The sequence below is a fragment of the Aestuariibius insulae genome, assembly GCF_040783535.2.
Lineage (GTDB): Bacteria > Pseudomonadota > Alphaproteobacteria > Rhodobacterales > Rhodobacteraceae > Aestuariibius > Aestuariibius insulae.
This window is the reverse complement of the sequence record NZ_JBFONW020000003.1, coordinates 468005-489622: the sequence shown is the minus strand read 5'-3', so window position 1 is coordinate 489622 and position 21618 is coordinate 468005. Positions and strand designations below refer to the sequence as shown.

The following is a 21618-nucleotide window of genomic DNA, read 5'->3' as shown; positions in this document are numbered from 1 at the left end:
GATAGATGACGGTGTCCTCGCGCGTCTCCGAATAGCCCGTGGCGGCAGGCTGCGGATAGCTCAGATGCCGGCCGACCGGATAGGCGACGGGCGCATAGCGCTCGACCCGGTTCGCCGGGGCGCCGATTCCGTAGAACGGCGTCGTGTCGCCGATCTCGGGCTCGGGCGGCTGGATCAGAGAATTGAGCGCCAGCGTTCCGACGATGCTGATCGCCGCCGTCGCCAGCGTTGCCAGCAGGCCGGTGCCAAAGATGCTGGCGGCAATGGTCGGGGCAAAGGACGTGATCAGGGCACTGCCGATCGCGGCCACGGCCGGGCCATGGACGAGCGGCACGATCTCGACGATTGCGCCGCCATGGGGCTTGGTGACGGTCCAGTGCTGCGCCGGGATGTCCCAACTCTGCAGACCGATCGTAATCGTCGCCCGATAAGCGGCCCAGGTCCCGCGCTCAATTCCGCCGCGATCGGCCATCTGAGCAAGCGTGATGCCTTCGAGATAACGCGTCAGCGGCTGGGGTTTCGGCAGCGGCGAGGTCGAGACCATCGTCTGGATCGGCGAGGCGGCGCGCTCCACCCTGGCGGGGATCGGATCAAGCGTCATAGCGATAGATCCCCTCGATCCGCGAGGCGATCGGGTGCTCGGCATGACGCGCCAGGCGCGATCCCAGATCATCCTCGATATGCAGCATCCAGACGGCATCGACGGCATAGCCGACATGGGCGAGATGCCCGGCCGCCTGCATCAGGATGAGATCGCCCTCTCGAATCCGCGCCGGATCGACGGCCCGCCAGCGCTCCCGCTCGGCATCGATGAGGCGGCGGCGGACGGCTTGGGCGCGCGTGCAGGCGAGGTCCGGCAGCGTGCGACCCAGGCGTTCGCGGTTAAGCAGCAGATAGAGGCCCAGACAATCGATACCCGCACGGCTCCGCCCGCCCTCGGCGAAGGGCCATCCGATGTAGTCTGCGGTCCACATCAGAAGAGCGCGGGAAACCGGTTGGGGGTGAAGGAGATCGCGCTGGCCGGCGCCTCGCGCACGGGCGAGGCCACGATCTGGCCGGAGATCGTCTGGACATCGTAGCTGAAGACGCGCAGCTCCAGCCCGTCCAGCGGCGCGATCCGGCGGTCCGGCTGGGAGGCCACGATATGGCAGAGATCGACCGTGATTGGCCCGCTGACGCTGCGCAGCTCCGCAAGGATCTCTTGCGAGACATTGTCGGCGGCAAAGGCGACAAACGGCACGCCTTCGGTCCCCTCCTCGGGAAAGGTGATCGACATCGCATAGGGCAGATAGATGATCCCGTTCGAGACGATCGCCTCGGTATTGGTGACGAGATGAATATCCTGGTCCCAATCGGGATGGCGCAGATCGGCAAGGACCAGCCAGACGGCATCGGTCTCGCCCGCATCGATCGAGCGGCGGGCGACGGGAGAAAGGCTCATGGGTAAAGATCCAGATTGACGTCGATGTCGAACCACTCATCGGTGCGCGGCACGATGGTGTAGGCGCCGTCCGGACCGGAGAAGGTCCAGGTCCGGATCAGCTTGGTGCGCGGATGGGGCATGCCGAAGGACAGGGCGCCATAGCGTAGATCCTCTTTGAAGAAGGAGAGGAAGGCATCGACGCGCTCTGAGCGGATCGACCGGATGCGACCGGAAATCGGTTCGATGACGGTGGTCGAGCGGGGTCGACGTTTCGCGGGGCCTAGACTCATCGCCGTCGAGATGACGGCTCCGGTCGGCGCTCCTTCGGCGTAGCCCCGAAACCCGAAGCGAGCGGCAAGATCTGCGGGAAAATCAGCCATCCTCGATCACCGCGCGCGCGCTCGAATACCGTAGCGGCTGGCCAGCGCTCTGTCGCTGCCGCCGCGCGCAACATGCTCGTTAAAGGCAGGGCCAGCCGCCTTTTGCGCAGCAACGGCTCCGGCCGCGGCCCCGGCATCTCTTGCGATGGCGCCTAGCGTTCCGTCGTCTTTGACGAAGACGTCGACGGCCACGCGGGTTTCGGAGCTGCCGCCGCCTCGCCCCCCTCCGGGACGGGTCTCGTCTTCGATGTGTTCGCGTGGATGAACCATCGCCAGATAACCGCCGCGCCCGTCCAGCCCGCCAAGGCGCGGCCCGTAGCCAGTGTGGCCACCCCCATCAAAGCTCGGGAGGCCCAGCTCGCCTGTGCCACCCTGCGACGGCCCAAAGGCCGAGAAATCCAGAAGAGAAGCGCCGAAGCCCTGGCCGCCGCCCAAACCGCCAAGGATCGGCTGGAGGATCGCCATGAGCGCATCCTCGATCTGAGAGGTCAGAATATCGTTGCGGATCTGCTCAAGAACGCCCGCGACGCCATCCCGTAGACCTTCCCAATCGTCCATGTTCTCGGCGATCGCCCGGGAGATCCCCTCGACGCCTTTGGTGACCTCTTCGAACTGAGCTTCTTCGTAGATCTCCGTCGCGGTTTCCATCGCGCGGTTGAAGGTCTCGGTCGAGATCAGGTTCTTATCGAGCAGCTCCTGCAGTTTTTCCCGCTCGGCATTGTACTGCTCGAGCTCGGTTCGCACCGCGCGTGTGACGCGCTCCGCTTCGCGCTCGAGCTGGTTTTGCTCCCGCAATGCGGCCCGTTCCGCCTCGGACCGACCCGAACTGCCACCGCGCGCCCCGCGACCGCTGCGCGACGAGCTGCGCGTTGGCTTGGGAGTTAGGCGTTCGATGACTTCGTCGATTGACTCGTAGCCCAGCTCATTTTGGTACTGCGTGCCAGACCCACCAGGTAAGAAATCCCGGGGGTCTCTACCCCGACCGCCGCCAATCTGCTGTGAAGCCCGAAGCCGCTGCAGGCTGAAAGCCGCAGATACGGCAATGCCAAGCGTGTTGGCCAGCTTCGCCGCTTCGACCGTCGCTTGGGAAATACCATCGGCCATATTCGAATTGGCGATGTCATCAGCGCTGGCCGCCCCGTCCTGTAGCAAGAGGCGCATCTGCTCAAGGGACGCCTCTGAGACATCCAGCTCCGCATTTTGGACGCGGATCTGATCAACGAGATCTTCATTTGCGGCGAGCGCCTCTTCCACCAAAGCCAACCGCTCTTGCTCAGCCTGCGTGTTGACGAAGGCCTCGTTCGATATGTCCTCCGTAAGACCCACCGGAACACGGACCAGATCATCCAACTCCTGCTGGAGCTGAGAAACACTCTCCCTGAGCCTCTTCGTGCGGATCTCTTCTCGGGCGAATTCCAGTTCAAACAGCGTCCGGCGCGCCGACAGCTCCTTTTCCGCCAGAATGAGCGCGTTATTGGTCACTGCAGTCTGAATCACTTGGCGGGCCAGCGCCGCGTCTGCATAGGCCTTCTCGGCCTGTTCCAGATCGCCCAACCGCCTTTCAAGCGATGGAAGGCTGTCCTCTAGCTCTTCAACCCCACGCTTCGCTTGAAACATGCTCAAGGCAAAGCTGGAGGCGGCACCAATGACAGCGCCGATTGCAATGCCGAGGGGACCAAATCCGATTGCGAGATCTGGAATTTGGATTGCCAATGCGCGCAGAGGGTTCCCCAGGACCTGAGCGGTCTGAGCCACCTGAGACAACTGCAGGGAGACGTTTCTCAGAGCGAAGCGCCGATTGAAGCGGGTGGCTGACCGACCCGCCCTTTCGTACTGCTTTTGAGCGAGCGCAAGAACCTGATTTGCCTGCGCCTGCGTCGCCGCTCCGGCGCGAACGGCCTGCTGCGTGCTCCGCACCACCTGCTGATAGCGCTGCGTTGCTGAGAAGGCCGGATCGACCGACGCCCGCAATTGGCGGAAGGCCTGGGTCTCATCTTCCAAAGCCTGCTCGAAGACGCGCGCACTGGCTTCGGCACTCTTTTGCCCGGAGGCGATTTGCTCAAAGGCCTGTTTGCCGGCCATGCCGACCCCGGCGAACTCCGCCCGGATCTGCTGCCCGTTCTCCGCGATAAGGCGGACGCCAACCGTTTTACGTGCCATCGTCAGTTCCGCCGCCCGTCCAGCGTCGCACCGCAATCTGCTCGATCATCGGAAAGAACTCTCCGATCGCGGCAGAGGGCACGCCCTTCGCCCGCCCAAGCGCCAGCACCGCGGACATGTCGTATCCGGTGCGCATCATGCGGTCTCCGGCTACGCATCGAAACTGACCTCCCGAGGCGAGGACCAAATTCCAAACCGCGCGACCCTCGTAGCTTCGGGGCTTGTTCTGTCGGTAGGGGCAATCCACACATTGTGAGGGGCACGCCGCGCAATAGTCTACGCCGTCTCCGAAGTGCCAGTCGGAGAGGGCGCGGAGCCGTTTCCCTCATCGGCCACCCGGAACGCCGGCAGGATATAATCCTGCTGAAACGTGGCATAGATCGCATAGACTTCGAGTAAGGCCGCGAGGCCCTCATCGGTGACCGGGATCGGCTTGCCTGTCGCGTCGCCAACCCCCTCCCATTCAAGAACGGTTCGGGTTGCGATCAATCGCGCGCGCGCCAGATCCTTCGAGGGCGGCGCGCTTGCGGATGTGTCCTCCGACACATCGTCCGCGCCGTCCTCAGCAGGCTCATCAGCCGCTTCGTCGTCCCGTAGCTCGGCAAAGACCTCGCTCAGGATGCTCGTGCCGAGCGGGCGGAGCTTGAGCCGAACGCCATGCGGCAGGTCGAGCCAATAGGGAGTTTGTTTAAGGTCTAGGGTCAGCATCAGTAGCTCTCGATTGCGTTGACAAGGGTTGCGGTGATCATCGGGCCACCATCGGCAGCCTTAGCGGCCTGCCAGTCGAACGTGGCCTGAATGCCTTGGGGTCCTTCGATCGTCCGCCGCGGTTTGGGCAGGTAGATCCGGGGGACGGCGAAGGTCAGGCTTTCATTGGCGCGGGTGAAGCTGAACTCGAAATCCGCTGGCTCGCCATTGATTGCCTGATCGAGCAGCACCTTATCGGCGAAGCGCACGACGATATTTCCGGTCAGCATCGCCATCGAGGGATCGACGCCCTCGATCTTGCCGTCATTTCGCAGCGTCTCGATGCGATCGAGATTGTTGCGATAGGTCAGTTGGGCCGACACCACATTGGCCAGCCGCGTGCCGTCCCGCTCCACATTGCCCTGCTTTTGCACAAAGCGTGTCAGCTCGAAGGGCGTCGGCGTTCCGGCCGACGTGGCGGCATTGACGTTCTCGCCTTGTCCGATCAGCGCCAAGGTGGCTTGCAACTGGCCTTGTCGCTGCATCGTGAAGCTCAGCGTATCGACCTTGTTGCCAGCCGCCATGGCAAAGCTCGGCACTTCGGGCATACCGGTCTCGATCGAGAGGCTTGGAAGCTCCCAGGACCCGCTTTCGAACGTATGGGTGTAGGGGGCGCCGCTCCCGGTCGTCGCCGGCTCTCCGAATGTCGCCTTGAGCCAGAGACCGAAGGATTGAGTATCCATCGGAATGACGATGTCGCCGTCAAGGCTGACGACATCTTCGGAGGGGGCCAGCGGATCTCGGCCATAGCCGAGAAGCTCGTTTTCGAGAAGGCCGAAGGTCTCGCTCAGCGTGCTGGTCGCAAACGGCATCCGCCGAAAGCCGGTCAGCGGCGGTAAGCCATAGGTGGTCTCGAACGCAGCCGCCATTTGCGACCGCGCCCCTTGTGCGCGTGCCATATTGGTCTCCTCTTTTCCGGAAATGTCAGCCGACAGAGTCGGCAGTGGCGTATTGCACCACGACGTCGATGATCGCGGCTTTGATTGTGGCGCCGCCCTCGACCGGCAGGTCTTCTTGCCGGGGCGCCTCGGCTTCAATCCAATCGCATAGACCGCCAAGCGCGCGGTCCGCTGCAAAGACGGTAGAGATCTGTTCTTTGATCACGTCGAAGCGCGTGAACCGATCGCTCGCACCGTCCGCGAAGATCTCAAGCTCGAGCGCATGGTCAAAGTGATAGGTCAGCGGCGAGAGCGTCACGTCGGGATCGCCCGGATCCCCATCGCGGATGATCACGAGCCCGGAATTGCCAATCCGGCTCGGGATCGAAACACCGCGCTTTACGTCAGCGTCGAGCCCGACTTTGAGCCGCGCTTCAACCTCGCGAATAATGGTTTCAAGCCGCGTCATGACAGCCGGTCCCATGTCGCGACCACATCGGCGGCAAGGCCGTTGGCGATGCGCTGTACATCCCGGTCGAGATCCAGCCGCTTACGAAGCTTGACCTGCGGGACCAGGACGAAGATGGGCACGGTCTGCGCGCCCGACAGGATGCCATCCTTGCGACGCCGCCCGCCCTTGTTGCGTGCAAGGCCGCGACTGGACAGGCGCGCATCGTCGGCCACCAAAAGCGCTGAGCGCCCACTTCGATAAACAAAGCGCAGCTGTTTGCCCGTACGCCTCTCCCAGTCCAGCGGCGTCATTCTCCGTCCGAACCGCCCCCGACCGGCCGTCGGCAGCGGAATGGCAAGCCAAAAACCCTCCTTTGAGCGGATCATCGGGCCCTCGTCGAACGCGGCGATGAGCTTCGGGGCCTTTGTGTAGACGAGCGCCGCGGCATTCATGCTATTCTGTCCGACGGGATAGGTTTCCGCCCGGATCGTGCGGGCAAGGCGCTGGCCAAGGCCCGCCGCCGTGACCTGTCCTTGCCAAGCCTTCTGCAATCTGCGGCCTGCGCGGCGCATCGTCAGCGTCACGGCGCGCTCACCCTTGAGATATTCCCGCTCAAGCTGCTCTCTAAGATCGCCCTTCAGATCCGCGCGCAGTCTCATAACGGTGTCAGATCCATGGTCCAGATCAGCCCCTCGCGGTCCCGGCGCGGATCGCCGATGACCTCATAGAGAAGAGCTCCGATCGCCAAGCGATCGCCCTGCCGAGGCGACGCAAGATCCAATACCCGGATGTCGGCAACAGCGGTCTCGGCAACGATCTGGGCCTGCCCGAAGCTGAGCTCTTCGTCCGGCCTCTTCCAGATCAGACGTACGGGCCTGCTTTGTGCCTCGTCCGCCGAGGTCCAGACGGCCTCCACGGCCATGGCCGGGTTTGTGAAGATCACGTCCATGGCCGCAGAAAACACGCTCATCAGGTTAGGTAGATGTCGCGGGCACGGAACCGTTCAGCCGAACGGCACCGGTCTCGCTCGGATTGGACGTCACATCCGCAGCCGCTCCGATCAGGAGGTTGCCCGTCGAGGACGTGGTGCAGGCTGAGCCATTCCAGAAGATCGCCGCGCCGACGCTCCAGGCTTGCGACGCCACCTTGGGAAGCTCATAGACCCCGGTCGTATTAATCACCAAGGGCTCGCCGCTCAGCGCATCGCCTGCCGCGACGCCAAACAGCACGCCAAGCCCAACGCCTTCTCCCGATTTGGTATCGGCCGGTGCCGGTACCGTGAGCGCCTCGCCGTTCTGAATGAAGTTCTTCATGTCTCTCTCCTTTGCAAAGAAAAAGGAGACGCCCGAAGGCGTCTCCGTTTGTCAGACCCTAACTGGGTCGGCCCTAGGCTGGGGCGGCGCCCGGGTTCTTGTAGAGGCCGCGCCAGTCGATCGCCTTGGCCGCAAAGTCATGGCGCGCCTTGATCTTCAGTCCGTCCACATCGAAGCCCATTTCGGTTTCGGTGTAGACGCCCTCCTGACCATCGAGATACGCATATTCGATCGTATCGACGCGGGCGGGGTCGGCGGCGAGGAACCACGGATCCTGACCGGAGGCCGGGATCAGCCGGGGCTCTTCGATCGGCTCGAGGCGGTTGGCATAGGTGTTCACATCCGCCGTGTTCGACGGCGTTGTCGCGGTCACCTGCTTGCGCGCCTCGACCGATCGCGGTCCGGGCGGCACGATGATGTAGCTCGGCAGAACCGAAATTAGGCGCTTCTCGAGCCCCTTCTGTTGCCCAAAGCCTCGGTAGGCCGCAGCCAAGGCCGCTTCCGTCACGCGCGCCGCGGTCCCAAGATTGCCGTGGGCGCTGGCGAAGAGCGCCGTTCCGTCCGCCATCTCAGGGTTCTGCAACAGGATCTGATAGACGATGTCGCTTTCCAGATCAGCCGCAGAGGCGCCAAAGGCGTTGGGGATGCGGGTGAAGGCGTCGAGGTCGTCATTGACGATCACCTGCCGCGTGATCGCGACAATCCGGCCATAGGTGGCCAGCGCGTAGACCTCCGCGCCTTCTCCGATCGTCCCATATTTAAATTCGCCGCTTTCCACGACCTTCTTGAGATCCGGAGCGCCGCCGAGCTGCGCGCGTGTGACCGGCTTGAAGTCTGTAATCGTCGCACGCCGGGCCCAGGCCTGAAACGTCCGCGTCGTCCGCTCATAGGAGGCGCGCAAAGTCTTGTTTGCCACATTGGCGAGGATCGACGCGAAGTCGCTGGTCGTGTGGTAGCCGGTCGACCGCATTTGAAAGGCAGCGGACGCGACCTCCATCTTCGATTGTCCTCGCGTCGACACATGGCGCCGATCGAGTGCGTGGCGCGCCAGCTCGACCAAAGAGAGGCCCCGGAACTCCCGTGCCTCCTCGCTGAGGACATTTGCTGCCGGGTCATAGCGATGCAAAAGCGCATTGGACAGCGCATCGCGATATGCGACCTCTTCTGCGCCGTCCCCGCGTGGCGCGGCCGGCGATGGCTCTTGAATGCGCCCGCCTGCATTGCGTGCCGCGAGAGCGTCAAGCACCGCAGTGCGCGCCTCGTCGATCGTCACGCCCCGGGCGATCAGATCGGCCGAAGTGTCGGAGGGAATACCATGGCGCTGGCAGAGCGTGAGGATTTGCGCACTGCGCTGCCGCTCCTGCGCACGGACCGTATCGGCATCGGGCGATGGCGCAGGTGTCGACGTGGGCTCAGGCGTTCCGCTCGCCGGAGCCGCTTGGCTCTCCGGAGAAGCTCGGGTCTCCGTGGTCGGCGGCGTCGGGGTGGTGCTGTCGTCTTGGCCGGGCATGGGCGCGGCGGCGGTTTCTGTGGTCATCTCTCTGGTCTCCATTGATGCCGCGCGCGCGGCCAGCGCATCCTGCCGGATCAGGGTGCAGGGATAGGCGGCCGCGCCCGCAGTCGTCTGCGAGCGCGTGCGCGCCTCCGGATCGGCCCCAATCGGGACCGCAGAAATTTCAAAGGGCTCCCAATCGACGGCGCGCCAAAGCTCGCGCTCGCCATCGGTCTTGGTGATCTCGTAGCGGTGCACTCGGTAGCCCACCGAGACGTTCTTCACGCTACCTTCGACGATCCGCAGGATCACATCGGCCACATCTTCGGCTTCGGTGAGCCGGATCGTGGCGACCCCCTGCCCTCCCTCGATGCGAGCCGATCCTTCGACCACGATCCCCAACACATCGCTGACCGACCAGGCTCGATGTGTATTGAGAAACGGGGCACCGCCATTGAGCCGTTCGAAGCGGACGGCATTCTCGCTGACGACAAGCTCCTCGTCATATTCGACTTTGTCGTCCCAGCCTTCCCAGCGGGTTCGCTGGACGATAGCGCCTGTTGTCCAAACCACATCAATCGTGCGGGCCTCTACATCAAACGTCTCAGGTCTGACATCGAGTTGTCGATAAGCCAGCGGGCCGGAGACCTGCTGCTCTTGGCCAGCAACCGGCTGCATATTGGTCATGGATCTCTCCTTTCCGGAGGGTTGGTGCCCGTCTCAAGCGGGTCATTGGCCTGAGCTTGGCCGACCTTCGACACCCGCCTTGGATCGCTGTCGAAGATGAGATCGCCCTCATCGAGCTTTGCGTTGAACCGGATCACTTCGGCGATCTGCAGGTCCGGATCATGGCCTCGCTTGGCGATCTGCTGCGGCAGGGTGGCAAAGCCCGCCCGGGTTTCGATCAGATCGGCTTGCGCGTCCTGCAGCGGGTTGACGCTTTCGAAGCGTGGCGGCGCCCAATCGACCGGGATCGGCCGGCCCACCGGAAGCTCGCCCATCAGCTGCGCCGCCTCGACAAACCAATCCCAAACCGGCTGGCAGAACATCGGTATGAGCGTCTGCCATTGGAATTGCTCGATCATCCGGCGAAACTCGTTGAGCCCGACCCGGCTCGAGGAGAAGTTCGCTTGGCTCATATCGCCGGTCATCAGCGCGTAAGGGACACGAAAGCCTGAGGCGATGATGTGAAGTTGAACCCGGTGCCATTCGTAAACGCCGCCCACCGCAGAGGGCTGATTGAACTCGACCCCCGTCGCCCCATCCGCATAGGCGATCATGCCCGGCGAAAACTGCTCGATCGGATTGCCTTGGGCATCCTTGATGACCGGCGTCAGCGTCTCCTCTCCGGCATCATTGGTCACGACGCCGACAAGGCAGGCCTCGGTCTTCTTGCGCACGAGCTCAGCATGCTGCCAATCGTCGACATCGCGCAGCGGACGAATGGCAGGCGTCCCCCAGGGCACCCCGCGCGATTGCGTGCGCTGCCGCTCGAAGAGATGCGCCACTTGGCTGGCCAAGATGCGCTGCGAGCCGAGACTGCGTCCGAAAGTCAAGCCGCGATCGCCGGGATGCTCGGGAAACATCCAGTAGGCCGAGCGCCGGCCGTCTGCGTTATATTCGATCCCGTTCGAGATCCGCGATCCGTTCATTCGATGATCGAACCGGGCATCGTCGAGGTAGTCGGCCTCGCGCAGCTCGATCCGAAGCGGCAGCACATCCGAGGCCCGCCGCCTCTGCCAACGGCGGAGCGCGAAGAGATCGCCGCCCTCGACCATTTCCCGGGCGGCCAGGGTCGTCAGACCGTGGAAATTGGTATGGCCATGCGCATCGCATTGCTTTTGCCATCTCGCCCAGAGGGCATCGACCTGTTGGTCCAGCTCCGGATCGCCCGTCGCTGCGCGCGGACGGATCCCGCTGCCGACCATATTGTTGACGAGAACCTGGACGGCCGCCGCAGCCATCGGATTGTTCCGCACGAGATCGCGCATCCGGTCGCGCAGGGGCTGGCCTGCAACTTCGATCTCCGCATCGGCCGAGCTGGACGCCGTCCGCCATCCGCTCGTGCCCCGGCCCTTGGCGGCTGCATCATAGGCCCGACGCAAGTTCGCTGCAGTGATCCGGTTCGCATAGCGCCGGACGGCAAATTCAGGCGCAATCGACTGGAGAACGCTGTCGAGGCGCCTCCACCGCACCTGCGGTGTATTCCGATCTGCCATCGATCAGGCCCGGTCGAACCCGACATAGGTGACGCGCAAGCTGGACGGCTCGTCTTGCCCGGCCTCTTTCGCGAGCTCCGCCTCAACGACACGGATTCGGCGCAGCAATGCGGGTCCGTCATCGTAGCGCGTGACTTTCCCGTCATAGCGCACCTCAAGCACACCACTGGCATAGGCGGCCTTGAGGAGCCGAAGCTCATCGATCGTGAAGCTCATCAGAACCAATCCCCCTTCTTCTGCCCGAGCCATGACCCGGTCCCGCCCGCCGGTGACGGCGTCTCCGTTTGCTGCCGCGCGGGCGCTGCTTCTTCTTTGGTGACCGCCGGTATCTGCCCGTCGAAGAGATCGCCTTGCGGCTCTTCGGGCGGCACCGAATAGCGCGAGTCGAGCACGTCCCATTGCTCGGCCGTATTCGACGTCCAGCCTTTGCGCCGCGCCGCAGCCTCGGCATAGTTCATCGTGTCGAGGCCTTCGTTGCGCCGGGTCGGCTCGACCAGTTCCCACGAGCTCATGGTCGCGCCGCTTCGGGCCCGTTTGAGCACCCGAACCTCCGACGTGATCTGCCGGAAATACTCGTCGCCCATCCCACGCGCGATCGCGACATGGCCGCGATCCAGCGGATCCTCCTTGTCGAGCCAGGCATAGAAATCGGCCTTGAGCTGGCTGACATTCAGCATAAAGGCCCGCTTTTGGGCTCGCTTCGCCTTGCCGTCCTTGCGCCGCTCGAACTTCATCGGCAGCAGGATCGGCCCCGTCGCGCTCGATGCGCCTTTGACAAGAATGACCCGCGACCACGGATGCCGCTTGGCGAAGGACCAGACATCCTCGGTATAGGTGCCGACATCGATCGCCATCATGTCGAGGCGAACCGGCAAGCCGAGCTGCGTGCGCCAGGCCGCTTTCAGGATCGCATCAAGTGCGTCGCGGCCCTCCTCGTCACCAATGTGAAAGGGGATCACGATATAATCGATGACCCAGCGGCGATAGTTGCGGCCATGGGCCACGATCTGCACCTCGATCCGGTCCCCTTGGCAATCGACACCGGCCGTCAGGATGAAACCGATCGCGGGTAGGACCGATTTAGGCAGCACACCATGCTCGTCGGGCGCGTTCTCGACCCGGTCGCGCAGCCCCTCCCAATCCATACCGCCACTCGCTTGGGCAAAAGGGAGACCGAGCACATCGTTGTGAAACGTCTGTTCGGTCTCCGCTTCAACCGCGTCCTTGAGCTGTTGCTCGGTCTCACTCGTGACCGTCATGCTGGTCCAGCCCATAACTCGAGCATATTCCACGGCGATCGAAGCCCAATCGCGCTGCGGCGCATAGGCCCGCCACAGATGAAACCCCGGATGATCGCCCTTCGGGTTGGTGGCGATCCAGCGGCCGAGCCCGACGATCCGCTCCTTGTCCTTGTGCTCGATCGCGCAGCCGCAGGCCTCGCAGGTAAAATGCGCCCCATAAAGCCGCTCCGGATGGATCGACTTGAGGAAGTTCTCCCAGGTCAGCGGCGCCGCAGTACCGCAATGCGGGCACGGCACGTGATAAAGCCGCGCATCGCTGCGATTGAAGGCCCTGCTGATCCGGCAGGTCCCTTTGATCATCGCCGTCGAAACGCGCAGGATCTTGGCATCCTCGTAGCCAGACGCGCGGGAGACCGAGAGCTCTTCGGGATCGCCGAGCTTGTTCTGTTCAAACTTCGACAGATCGTCGAGAACGACCAGCTTGCGAGACGTCCCGGTTAGATCCGCCGGAGACCCCGCGGACGCGACCTTGAGAGATCCCGTCCGCAGGATCGTCTCCTGGTCGAACGTTGTGTCCCGTTTGTCGCCGACGCGCGCCTCACCGAAGATCTTTTTCAGCGCAGGCGCTTGCCGCCGCATCGGCAGCCATTTGTTGTTCACCCATTCACTTGCGGCCGAAGTGGTCGGATGCACAACGAGGCTGTCGAGCGGTCCGTATTCGTGCCAGGCACCGATCGTCGGCTGAATGACCGAAACCGTTTTGCCCCACTGCGCTGAGCCGCGCACCGTCACCTCGCGGCAGGGATGCTCCGGTGACAGAACCTCATGGATCTCCTTAAGGAAGGGAAACCGGGCGATTGAGAACGCGCCGGGCAGCGGCGAGCGCTCGTCGAAGATGATATTCTCTTCACACCACCGGGTGATGTCCGGCGGAGGCGGCGGCACCATCGCTGCGGCTGCCGCGCGATTGACGATTTCGGCGGCCGGCGCGAGGAAGCCCACTAGATATCCGCCTCGCATTCGGCGTCGGTCAGCTCTGCCTGATCGGCTGCGCCATCGAGGACCTGCGCCCGCTCTTCGCGCTGTTTGCGCCAGGTTTGCATCAGAATACTCCGGACCGTCTTCATATCGACGGCCAGCTCATCGGCGATCCGTTGAGCGGCGTGGCACAGCATGGTTTCGATCTGCATAATCTCCTGCTGCAGCATGCGGCGGACCTGTGTGTCCACTTCCGAACGAAGCGCATAGGCCTGCTCATATGCGAGGTTCTCGCGCTTTAGCTTGCGTAGGCCCTCTTTTTCCTTCTCGAGCTTGACCAGCCGCATCGCATCCGTGTCGGAGTCCGGCAGTTGCGACGCGCCCGCCGGGAGGCCGGATGCATTTTCGGTCTCGCGCAGCACCTCTCGCCGGGTCGCGGCCGCCTCGGCCCCGTTTCCATGCATCTGGCCGAAATCGAGGGTCCGGTCGAGGGAGCTGACGCATTTGGCCAGATCGAACCGGCGATTACGACCATTGCCCTGATAGCAGCCGTCGAACTTCCCCTCGGAGACGAGCTGACTGATCCGGCCGCGCGACAGCGAAAGACGATCTGCCAGTTCTGATGCGCGCAGCAATTCCATAGGGGTCAGCGATCCTCGTTTAGGCTAAATTTAGGCTTTCGATTTAGTTAAGCGCCGCGAAACGTAAGCGCTAAGCCCCCCCGTATACGTCCAGCGCCAGGAAGGACCCGAAGGGCCCCGGGGGGTTGGACGCTAGGCGGCGATGATGACTGGTTGCGGGAGCAGGATTTGAACCTGCGACCTCCGGCTTATGAGACCGGCGAGCTGACCGCTGCTCCACCCCACAAACGAGACGCGCCCGGAAGGATCTCTCCTCCGGGCGCGAAACATGTGCTGGCAAGATGTCAATCATAAGCTCTGTGCCACGTCAAGTATTCAGGAGCTGCTATGGCTTTTCTAGGTCTCAAGGAAGTGTTGTTGGAGCACTAGGCGGCGCCCTCCACTGAATGGTAGCTTCTGGCTTCTTGGTCTTCGAACAAGACGGAGGAGTCGATGCCACCGCAATCAACTGAAGGTAGCACTACAGGGGGCGCAAATCCTGTGGTGTCACAAACATGCAAGTCTGCGCAGGTTGGTCAAAGACTTGCATCCTAACTTCGCCTTCGGCAACCAGATTCCTGGTCGATCCCGTCATTGAATGGATCCAACCGTCATCTCCAGATTCATTGTTAATTATCGCACATACCATGACCCCGAGCCGCTGAACTAGTTTATCGATCTCATCATCCTCTCCCGTAAATGTCGGATAACAGATTGAATAGTCGCCGGAGAGACCGCCGGCCATAACCGTTTCTCCTGGTCCGCTATCTATGCCGACAGAAAACAGTTCGGAGATCACTTCCCAATTTATCGCAAGATCGACGCCTAAACCTGCTAGGATATTGTTTCGATTAAAGATATCACCAGAGAAGCACTGATAAACGGGCGTTCGATAAACGTCTTGTGCTAGTGCTGGTGAAATCGGTCCCGCAATCGCCAGTGACATCGCAACAGAGACTGAAAGTGTGCAAATCTTCTTCATTTAATATTCTCCGCAAGTTGTTTCATGGAATTACAACCATAGATTGCTGATCTAGAGCCAGAACGGCATACTTCCAGCCTCTATCTGCTATACGATCTAACCTTGCTTTTTAGTCCAGGGCGACGCCGCTGGCATCGTGCTTGTGATCGTCAATGACCGTAGTTTTCCGCCCGCACTCAAATTTGCTCGAACCCGATCAAGCGCAATCCACCAGCGGACGTAGGCGCTTCGGGCTGCACTGATCTGAGCTAGATCGGGCATCCATCGGCACGGACACCACCGAACCTCAACCTTACGATTGAACCACCGATCCCCTCGGGCTCCCGTTCGAACCCGCCGTTTGACACGAAGGATCTCACAAACCTCGGTCTTCGCCGTCCCCCGACCGTTGAGCGCCAACGGTTCGAGACGCGGTTGTGCATCGGGCATCCAATCCGGTCGCCGCCCTGCTCGCGCCAGTTCGGCAATTCGAATCGCCATACGCTTGCCGCCAACAGCTTGCGGTAGCGCTGATAGGACGGCCGCAATCACTTCCGCATCATCGTGAGCTGAGCTTCGGCCGATCGACGTATCGATGCGCACTCGGCCGAGCCGCGCCCGCTCCAGGAGCACGTGTTCCATCCCGAAGCCGGATCCGCGCTCTTCGGCGCTGCGCGGATCCGGCAGATCCAGCGAGACTTTCTCTCGCCCGAATGCCCATTCGAGTGCCTCGAGCGCCGACATTTCCCGGCGGCGTTGATCGCGCCGCTGATCAGCGATCGGCTGCGGCGCGTGACGGATTGGACGAACCGCTGCAACCGTGTCCGGATATGACATCGGATGTCGAATGACCTTTGCTTTCGGTGCCGGTGTCTTTGGAGAGTTCTTGGACAGGTACTCGGCAATCGCCGCCTGCTCTTCCGCTGTAAGTGCCGCCTCTTTTCCCATTAGCTCACCTCTGAATTCTATATTTTGTTCCTTCGAACGAAGAAGGAGGAAGATGTTGATGAAGGTCTGTAAGCAGCGGGGCCACTAGGGCAGAAAGAGACGGAATGGGGCAGAACGTATGCCAAAACGCCAATCGCATAACCCGCTGAAACAACGCGCAAAAAAGGCGTGGTGGGGCACGCGGGGCGCATAGGGCAGGAGTTTCCACCTTACACGCGTGAGAGCTTTTTATTTGAGGCCACCCCAGACCCCTGATCCCTCGCGCACACGTGCAATGCTCAAATTTCTGCCCTATGCGCCCCGCGCGCCCCGAATGGCCGGTAAGCCTTTGTCGGAGCGTGGTTTCCTGCGGTACACGTCTTCGCCAAAAGCGCCCCGGATCGGGGCAGCTTTTCGGGTTCTGCCCCGATTTTCGAGGGTCTTGGGTAAAGGGGTGCGGGGTGCGGGCGGCGCTTCGAGGGGAGGAGGCCGCCCAGGACATCACGTGAAGTCGTCGTCCGGCGGCGCATAGCCGCTGGCGCTGCCAGAGCTGTCCTTGCGGACCATGGGAAGGCCCTTGGCATCTCGGGGGGCATCGGCCAGCCGAGCGCGGATATCCTCCGTCAGGCGAAGGCCGGTATAGCCCCAGATGCCGTTGCGCTTGTGGCGCATATAGGTCTTCCCCGTTCGGGGATGGCGATACTTCCCGTTCCGTTCCTTCAGCTTGCGCTGCAGGTTGCCGGGCTGCCAGGTGTGCGAGGTGTTCTCGAGCAGATAGAGATAGCAGGCATCGACCAGCTCGCGGGAGGGCAGGAAGTCCGATCCGCCATCGATCTCGCAGGCCGTGGCGAGGAAGTCCCCGATCGGATCGCTGTCCTTGCGGTACTCTTCGGTCGCCTGCAGCACCTGCGGCGGCTCCTGCAGACCGCCTTCCAGATAGTCGAGGAGCCCCGCGATCATCCAGTTCAGGATGCCTGAGCGCTCCTCCTCGAAGAGCTCATCGCCGAGCTTCTCGTTGCGCAGGCGTTCGGGGATCTGGACCTCAAACGGGCAAAGCAGCGGCCGCCGCCAGATCCCGTCGTCCGTGCCCCGGATCTCGAGCTTATGGTTCCCCGTAAAGGTCAGTTTGAAATACGGCGTGAACTCCACGAAATCCGAATGCAGGTTGCGCACCAGCATCTCATCGCCGCCGGTCATCTCCTTGATCTTCTGTTCCTGCAGCCGCTCGCCCTCTTCAGGCTCGTTGGTGATCGCGGCGCGGGCGCCGATCAGGCGCATCAGATCGGGCGTCGCGTCCGAGCCTGACTTGCGGTTCTTGCCGGTCAGGCTTTCGATCTTCACCATCGTGGCATAGTCGCCCAGCATGCGGCGTATGAGGCCTGCCAAGAGCGATTTGCCGTTCGCGCCCATCCCGTAGCAATAGAGGAACTTCTGGACCGGCAATGCGGTCAGCGAGAGACCAAACCATCGCTGCAGGAAGGCCCGCATCGCGGGATCCGGCTGGACCGTCGCAAGGAAGTGGTCGAACTTCGGGCAGCTCGCGTCCGGATCGTACTCCACCGGCATCAGCTTGGTGATGTATTGCGGCCGATTACGCCCCTGGATCGAGACGATCCGCTCATGTGGCATCAGACCGACCTCGGCCTGTTTGCCGCCGCCATCTTCGCGCATATCAAACACCGAAAAGCGCAGAATACCGCTTTCGGTGTTGACGGTTAACGCATCGGCGTCGAGATCCTCCACATCCCGGTAGAGGGTCGTGGTCGCCTCCAGCAACAAGTTCTTGATCGCTCCGCTATTGCCGGTTGATCGTGCGAAGGCCTTGTGCCTGGCCCGGGATGATCCGCGTCCCCATAGCTCGCCATTGAGCTTGTCTTTCTCGGCCAAAAGCGACTGGCGCTTCTCGGCCCGCTCATCTTCCGAGAGGTCAGGATAGGCCGTGCCGACATCCCGGAGCTCACCGCGGATCGCCTCGAGGCGATCGACCCGGCGCCGCTCGGCCGCGTTCAGCTGCAGATGCGGGATCTCTTTCTCGATCCATTCATGGATCGTCTGCGCGCGGCCGCGCACAGCAATCCCGTCCGGATCGATCCGCCATCGCTTGCCGTCCCAAACATGCCAGCCCACGCGCGGAACATACATCGCATCCTGTCCGCAATAGAGCGCGAAGCGATGGCCGTTGCCGGTATCGTTGAGCGGCAGCTTGGCGCCCTCGACTTCTAGGGCCGGGATGTCCTCCGGCGGCCCCTGCCAATCGGGGGGCGGGGAACCGTCGCCATAGCCATCGTCTCGAGGCGCCGCGTCGGGTTCGGAAGAGACTTGTTCGTCTGGCGGCACGTCCTCGGCATTATCAAACGCCGCTCTGACTCTGTTCTTCTTGTCAGTCATCGTCGTGCTTCAGCAGATCGTTGAAATCCACCCCCTCACCGGCCCAGACGATCTGGCCGCGCAGATCGGATCGATGTGCCATGGCCCGGCGGAGCCCGCATTCCAGCTTGGCGCGGGTCATCTTCGGCTCGGAATCGCCATCCATCAGGTAGATCAATCGCTTGACCCAGGGCGGCGGCAAAAAGGCGTCCTCATCGTCCAGATCGGGCCGCCCGGAATAGCGTTTGCCTTTGATCTTGCGCATCCGGCCGGCCATGTTGCCGAGATCGATGCCGCACCAGTATTCCGCATTTGGGACCGGCTGCACGACCTGAGCCGAGAGCGTCGTTTCGATCCCCTCGCCCATAATGAGAACCGGCGACTTCGCCATCGGCGTTAGGCGAATTGCGCCGCCTTTCTTCGAGCCCAGCACCTTCTTGGCATCGAGGCGCTCGCCGTTGTGGGCGATGATCGCCTTCCACTTCGACCCCGGAGAGGACAGATCGATCCAAGTGCGATGCACCCCGATCAGCTGTCCAGACGGGGCCACAATGCCTGCCAGCATAGCCGGTCCCCGATGGAGTTCTGTCCAGGCCCCGTCGATCATGTGCATGTAGCGAAGCGCCGGGTGGAAGCGCAGCCCGGTTGGGGACGTGTCGAATTTGATCCCACGCAGGGCCAAGTATTTCTCGGCCGTGCTCCCGGAAAAGATGCGCGCATCCGCCCAAAGCGCCCGCGCCATCGAGATCGACTCCGCGCGTTTCCGCGCTGCGATCTCAGCGCGCCTTTGATCTGCCTTCTCGCGTTTCTGCCGGCGACGCTCGATCTCCTCATCGGACATCTCAACCGCCCGTTCCCCGACCAGCCAGTCGAGAGCCGATTTGAAGTCGCAATTGAGGACGTGTTCGACCAGGCGGATCCCATCGCCCCCACCGAAGGCGCGACAGAGAAAGACGTTATCGGCCGTGTTAATCTGGAGCTTGTCCTCGCGCCCTCCGCAGGTAGGACAAGGGGCGACGAGCTCGTCACCGCGGCGCTGCAATCCGTCGATCTTAAGACGATCCGCAATCTCGCGGATTGATAGGTCCTTCGCCTGCTCGAGGCGGGCATCAACCTGGCGGCTCATTGATCGAGCTTCCGGCCAAGATACGTCTCCGCCATTCGAATGAGGGTGAGCTGCACCAGCATCTTCAGGTGAGCCATGCATTTGCTGTACTCCGCACCGCCCCGGCGGCAGGCCACAAGACCTTGCGCGATCGAGAGGAGTTGGACGGTGGTGTCACCTAAAGGATGTTTGTCATGCGACGGCAGGGAGACTTCGCGCTGATTGATCAGCAGCTGCAGCCGGTTCATCTCGGAGACGAGGATATCCTCCTCTGCCGGATCCAGTCGCCTACAACACAGCGCCGCGCCCAGATGAAGGAGCGCCCGCTCTTCCTTTGTTGGAGACCGGCTAGACATGCCTCGGGCACCGTCGTTCGGCCCACCATCGCGGCGGCATCGAGCCATCATGACGGTCAGACGGCACGTCGCGCATCACCTTATCGACCCGGTGATAGGCACCGATGACACTGCTGCGCGACGCGGAGAAACGAACGGCAATCTGTCCGAAGGTCAGACCCTCCACGTCCTTGAGATGCAGGAGCTGCAGAAGCCGCTGATCGGTCCATTCGAAAGGTCTAGCGCGGCTCATAGAAACCCTCCTGCGCTCGAATAAAGGCGGCGAGCGCGTCCAGTTCATCGGCCATCGACGGTTTGATGAAACCATCGACGAAGGCGTGATGGCCCGGCGCATCGAAGCGAATCCGGTACCGAAGGATCGTCGCAAACTTGGGATCGGGGGCTATCACAACTGCAAGACAGTCGAGGGGGAACACGCACCTCGTCATTGCGCCGCCAAGAGCAATGTCAGGCGTCCGTCGGTCGAAACCGTGAGCCCCAATCTCCGACAGTCTGAGCGGACTGTTGAGTTCTCGACTCCCCAATCGGACGCGATCTCGAAGGTCGTGCGACCCGCTCTTCTTTGTTGAAGCCGCCGCCCGCGCCGGAGCGAGTGAGAACAACGCGACGGGCGGCGGCTGGAAGGCTTGTCGCTCTTAGCGGCGCGCGGCCTTCCATTCGAAACGACGGATTGAAAAACACTTCTCATGATGCGTCTTCAAAAAAATCGTCAGGGGTAATCGACACTGTCCCAGCTCTCGCCGCTCGCAAGAGGGCTTCCTGAGCGGATTGTGGTACGCGTCCATCGGTTCCTCCGCGAGACCGAGGATATGTCCATCGGTAGACCCAGTTGGGGGTCTTACCGATCAAGCGTGCGGTTTCATCTACTCCGCCACACTTCTCGATCACTCGATGCGCGACGCTGCTCTTGGAATCCTGTGTCATGATGCATACTTTCGATTATCGAAAGTATATGCGCAAGTGGATTGTTTCGATATTCGTGATTTTACGACTTTCGATAATCGAAGACTATGAGGCATGAAGTTGGAATGGATTGATCAGCAGCTGAAAAAGCACAACATGCCGCGGTCGCGATTGCGCGATGCGGTTCCTGGCTTCACCGACAACAAGATATCCCTGCTCTTCAGTGGGGACCGGAAGCTTTCGGCTGATGAAGCGGATATGATCCGTCAGTTTTTCGGTTATCGGGCTCCTGGGGACTCGATGGATCCTCTCGAGGAGCAACTTCAAGAGTATTTATCAAAGCTTGATGCTCATCAAAAACGCGCTGCAGTTCTGTATTTGTCAGCCGTCCTTGGTGACGACGAAGCGCAGCTCCAAGCATCTTAACAAACAATTCTAATTTCAATCGTCGGCTTACTCTCCACGTTCGTGCGGGAAATTCTTCCATTGTCATCTCTGCGTCTCCAGCAATGAGACTGCATCGATCGCCACTCCCCTCAATCTATAGTTGGTGACTAGCTTCTCGTTCACAAGCGCGCTCTTCCAGACCAATTTTCGATATTCGAAAGTTTTGGGTTGCATCTTATGTTTCGATATTCGAAAGTGTCGTGAAGATGCAAGCGATGAAGTGAGTCTATGCCATGGGAATACCGAATTTTGAGGAATGGGAGAAATTTGGTTGGGAGACACGCGCGGCTTATCTCTCAAGATCGAGCGGCCAGCCAATCTCAATTGTCTACAAAATTGCATCCGAATGGGACGATGACGGCACGCCGCCAATTCCGATGCTGCCGCCCCCGCCTCCGGCGCAGCATGCTCCCGGGTGCCAAGCATGAGGTCGTTCGTCCATATCTCATGCGCGGTAGAGACGCTTGGCGCCCGCGCTGTGGCCAGCAATCCTGACGTCGACCGACGCAACTATCAGCTTCGGACACTTGCATGGGCCAGCCTCATGTCTGCTCGAGGCAAGCGGGTGAACATGACCCGGCTCAATGCTGATGCGCGCGACCGTCGTAAGCTGGACCGGCGCATTCACGTGGTGTCCTGAGATGGGTTTG

The 21618-nt window shown here is 61.8% G+C and carries 26 protein-coding genes and 1 tRNA gene; 2 read left to right on the top strand and 25 right to left on the bottom strand.

Annotated features, from left to right (window positions below; translation table 11 throughout):
• The 25 genes from AAD018_RS11535 to AAD018_RS11415 all read right to left on the bottom strand — a co-directional run.
• Window positions 1–601: hypothetical protein (locus tag AAD018_RS11535; RefSeq protein WP_412005260.1), on the bottom strand; the 601-nt coding region annotated here is incomplete at its 3' end.
• Window positions 591–974: an NlpC/P60 family protein gene (locus AAD018_RS11530; RefSeq protein WP_367316211.1), complete on the bottom strand. Its 384-nt coding sequence runs from the start codon at window positions 972–974 to the stop codon at window positions 591–593. The genes AAD018_RS11530 and AAD018_RS11535, both read right to left, overlap by 11 nt.
• On the bottom strand, window positions 974–1441 hold the full coding sequence (locus AAD018_RS11525) for a DUF1833 family protein (RefSeq protein ID WP_367316210.1): 468 nt from the start codon (window positions 1439–1441) through the stop codon (window positions 974–976). Before AAD018_RS11525 ends, AAD018_RS11530 begins: the two co-directional genes overlap by 1 nt.
• Window positions 1438–1803 (bottom strand): hypothetical protein, encoded by a 366-nt coding sequence (locus AAD018_RS11520; protein WP_367316209.1) that lies wholly within the window; start codon window positions 1801–1803, stop codon window positions 1438–1440. The genes AAD018_RS11525 and AAD018_RS11520 overlap by 4 nt, the downstream gene beginning before the upstream one ends.
• Window positions 1804–1809: 6 nt before the next feature.
• Window positions 1810–3963: a coiled-coil domain-containing protein gene (locus AAD018_RS11515; RefSeq protein ID WP_367316208.1), complete on the bottom strand. Its 2154-nt coding sequence runs from the start codon at window positions 3961–3963 to the stop codon at window positions 1810–1812.
• On the bottom strand, window positions 3953–4102 hold the full coding sequence (locus AAD018_RS11510) for a DUF7697 family protein (RefSeq protein WP_367316207.1): 150 nt from the start codon (window positions 4100–4102) through the stop codon (window positions 3953–3955). Before AAD018_RS11510 ends, AAD018_RS11515 begins: the two co-directional genes overlap by 11 nt.
• 137 nt (window positions 4103–4239) lie before the next feature.
• A complete protein-coding gene (locus AAD018_RS11505; RefSeq protein WP_367316206.1) occupies window positions 4240–4671 on the bottom strand; it encodes a hypothetical protein in 432 nt (143 codons plus the stop codon).
• Window positions 4671–5609, bottom strand: coding sequence for a phage tail tube protein (locus AAD018_RS11500; RefSeq protein ID WP_367316205.1), 939 nt, complete (start codon window positions 5607–5609; stop codon window positions 4671–4673). The genes AAD018_RS11505 and AAD018_RS11500 overlap by 1 nt, the downstream gene beginning before the upstream one ends.
• A gap of 25 nt (window positions 5610–5634) precedes the next feature.
• Window positions 5635–6057: an acyl-CoA transferase gene (locus AAD018_RS11495; protein ID WP_367316204.1), complete on the bottom strand. Its 423-nt coding sequence runs from the start codon at window positions 6055–6057 to the stop codon at window positions 5635–5637.
• On the bottom strand, window positions 6054–6698 hold the full coding sequence (locus AAD018_RS11490; protein ID WP_367316203.1) for a DUF6441 family protein: 645 nt from the start codon (window positions 6696–6698) through the stop codon (window positions 6054–6056). Before AAD018_RS11490 ends, AAD018_RS11495 begins: the two co-directional genes overlap by 4 nt.
• Entirely contained in the window at window positions 6695–7009 is a 315-nt protein-coding gene (locus tag AAD018_RS11485) for a head-tail joining protein (protein ID WP_367316202.1), read from the bottom strand. Before AAD018_RS11485 ends, AAD018_RS11490 begins: the two co-directional genes overlap by 4 nt.
• 4 nt (window positions 7010–7013) lie before the next feature.
• Window positions 7014–7352, bottom strand: coding sequence for a DUF2190 family protein (locus tag AAD018_RS11480; protein ID WP_367316201.1), 339 nt, complete (start codon window positions 7350–7352; stop codon window positions 7014–7016).
• Window positions 7353–7425: 73 nt separating this feature from the next.
• Window positions 7426–9531 carry a prohead protease/major capsid protein fusion protein gene (locus AAD018_RS11475; protein ID WP_367316200.1) on the bottom strand — a complete coding sequence of 702 codons (2106 nt, stop codon included), beginning with the start codon at window positions 9529–9531 and terminating at the stop codon, window positions 7426–7428.
• On the bottom strand, window positions 9528–11063 hold the full coding sequence (locus AAD018_RS11470; protein WP_367316199.1) for a phage portal protein: 1536 nt from the start codon (window positions 11061–11063) through the stop codon (window positions 9528–9530). The genes AAD018_RS11475 and AAD018_RS11470 overlap by 4 nt, the downstream gene beginning before the upstream one ends.
• Before the next feature lie 3 nt (window positions 11064–11066).
• Window positions 11067–11279, bottom strand: a complete 213-nt coding sequence (locus tag AAD018_RS11465; protein ID WP_367316198.1) for a phage head-tail joining protein — start codon at window positions 11277–11279, stop codon at window positions 11067–11069.
• Complete coding sequence (locus AAD018_RS11460; protein ID WP_367316197.1) at window positions 11279–13306, bottom strand: phage terminase large subunit family protein; 2028 nt, start codon at window positions 13304–13306, stop codon at window positions 11279–11281. Before AAD018_RS11460 ends, AAD018_RS11465 begins: the two co-directional genes overlap by 1 nt.
• The gene (locus AAD018_RS11455) at window positions 13306–13923 is read right to left on the bottom strand and encodes a hypothetical protein (RefSeq protein WP_367316196.1); all 618 of its coding nucleotides are present in this window, start codon (window positions 13921–13923) and stop codon (window positions 13306–13308) included. The genes AAD018_RS11460 and AAD018_RS11455 overlap by 1 nt, the downstream gene beginning before the upstream one ends.
• Window positions 13924–14073: 150 nt before the next feature.
• Window positions 14074–14149 (bottom strand) — tRNA-Met (locus AAD018_RS11450).
• Window positions 14150–14383: 234 nt separating this feature from the next.
• A complete protein-coding gene (locus AAD018_RS11445) occupies window positions 14384–14884 on the bottom strand; it encodes a hypothetical protein (protein ID WP_367316195.1) in 501 nt (166 codons plus the stop codon).
• Window positions 14885–14980: 96 nt separating this feature from the next.
• Window positions 14981–15700, bottom strand: coding sequence for a hypothetical protein (locus tag AAD018_RS11440; RefSeq protein WP_412005259.1), 720 nt, complete (start codon window positions 15698–15700; stop codon window positions 14981–14983).
• 591 nt (window positions 15701–16291) lie between these two features.
• Window positions 16292–18178 (bottom strand): DNA primase family protein, encoded by a 1887-nt coding sequence (locus tag AAD018_RS11435; RefSeq protein WP_367316193.1) that lies wholly within the window; start codon window positions 18176–18178, stop codon window positions 16292–16294.
• Window positions 18171–19283 carry a DUF7146 domain-containing protein gene (locus AAD018_RS11430; protein WP_367316192.1) on the bottom strand — a complete coding sequence of 371 codons (1113 nt, stop codon included), beginning with the start codon at window positions 19281–19283 and terminating at the stop codon, window positions 18171–18173. Before AAD018_RS11430 ends, AAD018_RS11435 begins: the two co-directional genes overlap by 8 nt.
• Complete coding sequence (locus tag AAD018_RS11425; RefSeq protein WP_367316191.1) at window positions 19280–19618, bottom strand: hypothetical protein; 339 nt, start codon at window positions 19616–19618, stop codon at window positions 19280–19282. The genes AAD018_RS11430 and AAD018_RS11425 overlap by 4 nt, the downstream gene beginning before the upstream one ends.
• Window positions 19611–19850, bottom strand: a complete 240-nt coding sequence (locus tag AAD018_RS11420; protein ID WP_367316190.1) for a hypothetical protein — start codon at window positions 19848–19850, stop codon at window positions 19611–19613. The genes AAD018_RS11425 and AAD018_RS11420 overlap by 8 nt, the downstream gene beginning before the upstream one ends.
• On the bottom strand, window positions 19837–20034 hold the full coding sequence (locus tag AAD018_RS11415; RefSeq protein ID WP_367316189.1) for a hypothetical protein: 198 nt from the start codon (window positions 20032–20034) through the stop codon (window positions 19837–19839). Before AAD018_RS11415 ends, AAD018_RS11420 begins: the two co-directional genes overlap by 14 nt.
• A 601-nt stretch (window positions 20035–20635) precedes the next feature.
• On the opposite strand from AAD018_RS11415, the gene AAD018_RS11410 reads away from it, so the two are divergent.
• Window positions 20636–20947: a hypothetical protein gene (locus tag AAD018_RS11410; RefSeq protein ID WP_367316188.1), complete on the top strand. Its 312-nt coding sequence runs from the start codon at window positions 20636–20638 to the stop codon at window positions 20945–20947.
• A gap of 445 nt (window positions 20948–21392) precedes the next feature.
• Window positions 21393–21608 (top strand): hypothetical protein, encoded by a 216-nt coding sequence (locus AAD018_RS11405; RefSeq protein ID WP_367316187.1) that lies wholly within the window; start codon window positions 21393–21395, stop codon window positions 21606–21608.
• Window positions 21609–21618 lie beyond the last annotated feature (10 nt).

Excerpts from the sequence above, each read along its gene's own strand:
- AAD018_RS11440 (WP_412005259.1), bottom strand. The coding sequence starts at position 15,700 with ATGTCATATCCGGACACGGTTGCAGCGGTTCGTCCAATCCGTCACGCG.
- AAD018_RS11475 (WP_367316200.1), bottom strand. The coding sequence starts at position 9,531 with ATGACCAATATGCAGCCGGTTGCTGGCCAAGAGCAGCAGGTCTCCGGC.
- AAD018_RS11495 (WP_367316204.1), bottom strand. The coding sequence starts at position 6,057 with ATGACGCGGCTTGAAACCATTATTCGCGAGGTTGAAGCGCGGCTCAAA.
- AAD018_RS11490 (WP_367316203.1), bottom strand. The coding sequence starts at position 6,698 with ATGAGACTGCGCGCGGATCTGAAGGGCGATCTTAGAGAGCAGCTTGAG.
- AAD018_RS11505 (WP_367316206.1), bottom strand. The coding sequence starts at position 4,671 with ATGCTGACCCTAGACCTTAAACAAACTCCCTATTGGCTCGACCTGCCG.
- AAD018_RS11410 (WP_367316188.1), top strand. The coding sequence starts at position 20,636 with ATGAAGTTGGAATGGATTGATCAGCAGCTGAAAAAGCACAACATGCCG.
- AAD018_RS11425 (WP_367316191.1), bottom strand. The coding sequence starts at position 19,618 with ATGTCTAGCCGGTCTCCAACAAAGGAAGAGCGGGCGCTCCTTCATCTG.
- AAD018_RS11500 (WP_367316205.1), bottom strand. The coding sequence starts at position 5,609 with ATGGCACGCGCACAAGGGGCGCGGTCGCAAATGGCGGCTGCGTTCGAG.
- AAD018_RS11520 (WP_367316209.1), bottom strand. The coding sequence starts at position 1,803 with ATGGCTGATTTTCCCGCAGATCTTGCCGCTCGCTTCGGGTTTCGGGGC.
- AAD018_RS11510 (WP_367316207.1), bottom strand. The coding sequence starts at position 4,102 with ATGATGCGCACCGGATACGACATGTCCGCGGTGCTGGCGCTTGGGCGG.
- AAD018_RS11420 (WP_367316190.1), bottom strand. The coding sequence starts at position 19,850 with ATGAGCCGCGCTAGACCTTTCGAATGGACCGATCAGCGGCTTCTGCAG.
- AAD018_RS11525 (WP_367316210.1), bottom strand. The coding sequence starts at position 1,441 with ATGAGCCTTTCTCCCGTCGCCCGCCGCTCGATCGATGCGGGCGAGACC.
- AAD018_RS11470 (WP_367316199.1), bottom strand. The coding sequence starts at position 11,063 with ATGGCAGATCGGAATACACCGCAGGTGCGGTGGAGGCGCCTCGACAGC.
- AAD018_RS11485 (WP_367316202.1), bottom strand. The coding sequence starts at position 7,009 with ATGAGCGTGTTTTCTGCGGCCATGGACGTGATCTTCACAAACCCGGCC.
- AAD018_RS11445 (WP_367316195.1), bottom strand. The coding sequence starts at position 14,884 with ATGAAGAAGATTTGCACACTTTCAGTCTCTGTTGCGATGTCACTGGCG.
- AAD018_RS11455 (WP_367316196.1), bottom strand. The coding sequence starts at position 13,923 with ATGGAATTGCTGCGCGCATCAGAACTGGCAGATCGTCTTTCGCTGTCG.
- AAD018_RS11430 (WP_367316192.1), bottom strand. The coding sequence starts at position 19,283 with ATGAGCCGCCAGGTTGATGCCCGCCTCGAGCAGGCGAAGGACCTATCA.
- AAD018_RS11435 (WP_367316193.1), bottom strand. The coding sequence starts at position 18,178 with ATGACTGACAAGAAGAACAGAGTCAGAGCGGCGTTTGATAATGCCGAG.
- AAD018_RS11515 (WP_367316208.1), bottom strand. The coding sequence starts at position 3,963 with ATGGCACGTAAAACGGTTGGCGTCCGCCTTATCGCGGAGAACGGGCAG.
- AAD018_RS11405 (WP_367316187.1), top strand. The coding sequence starts at position 21,393 with ATGAGGTCGTTCGTCCATATCTCATGCGCGGTAGAGACGCTTGGCGCC.
- AAD018_RS11480 (WP_367316201.1), bottom strand. The coding sequence starts at position 7,352 with ATGAAGAACTTCATTCAGAACGGCGAGGCGCTCACGGTACCGGCACCG.
- AAD018_RS11530 (WP_367316211.1), bottom strand. The coding sequence starts at position 974 with ATGTGGACCGCAGACTACATCGGATGGCCCTTCGCCGAGGGCGGGCGG.
- AAD018_RS11465 (WP_367316198.1), bottom strand. The coding sequence starts at position 11,279 with ATGAGCTTCACGATCGATGAGCTTCGGCTCCTCAAGGCCGCCTATGCC.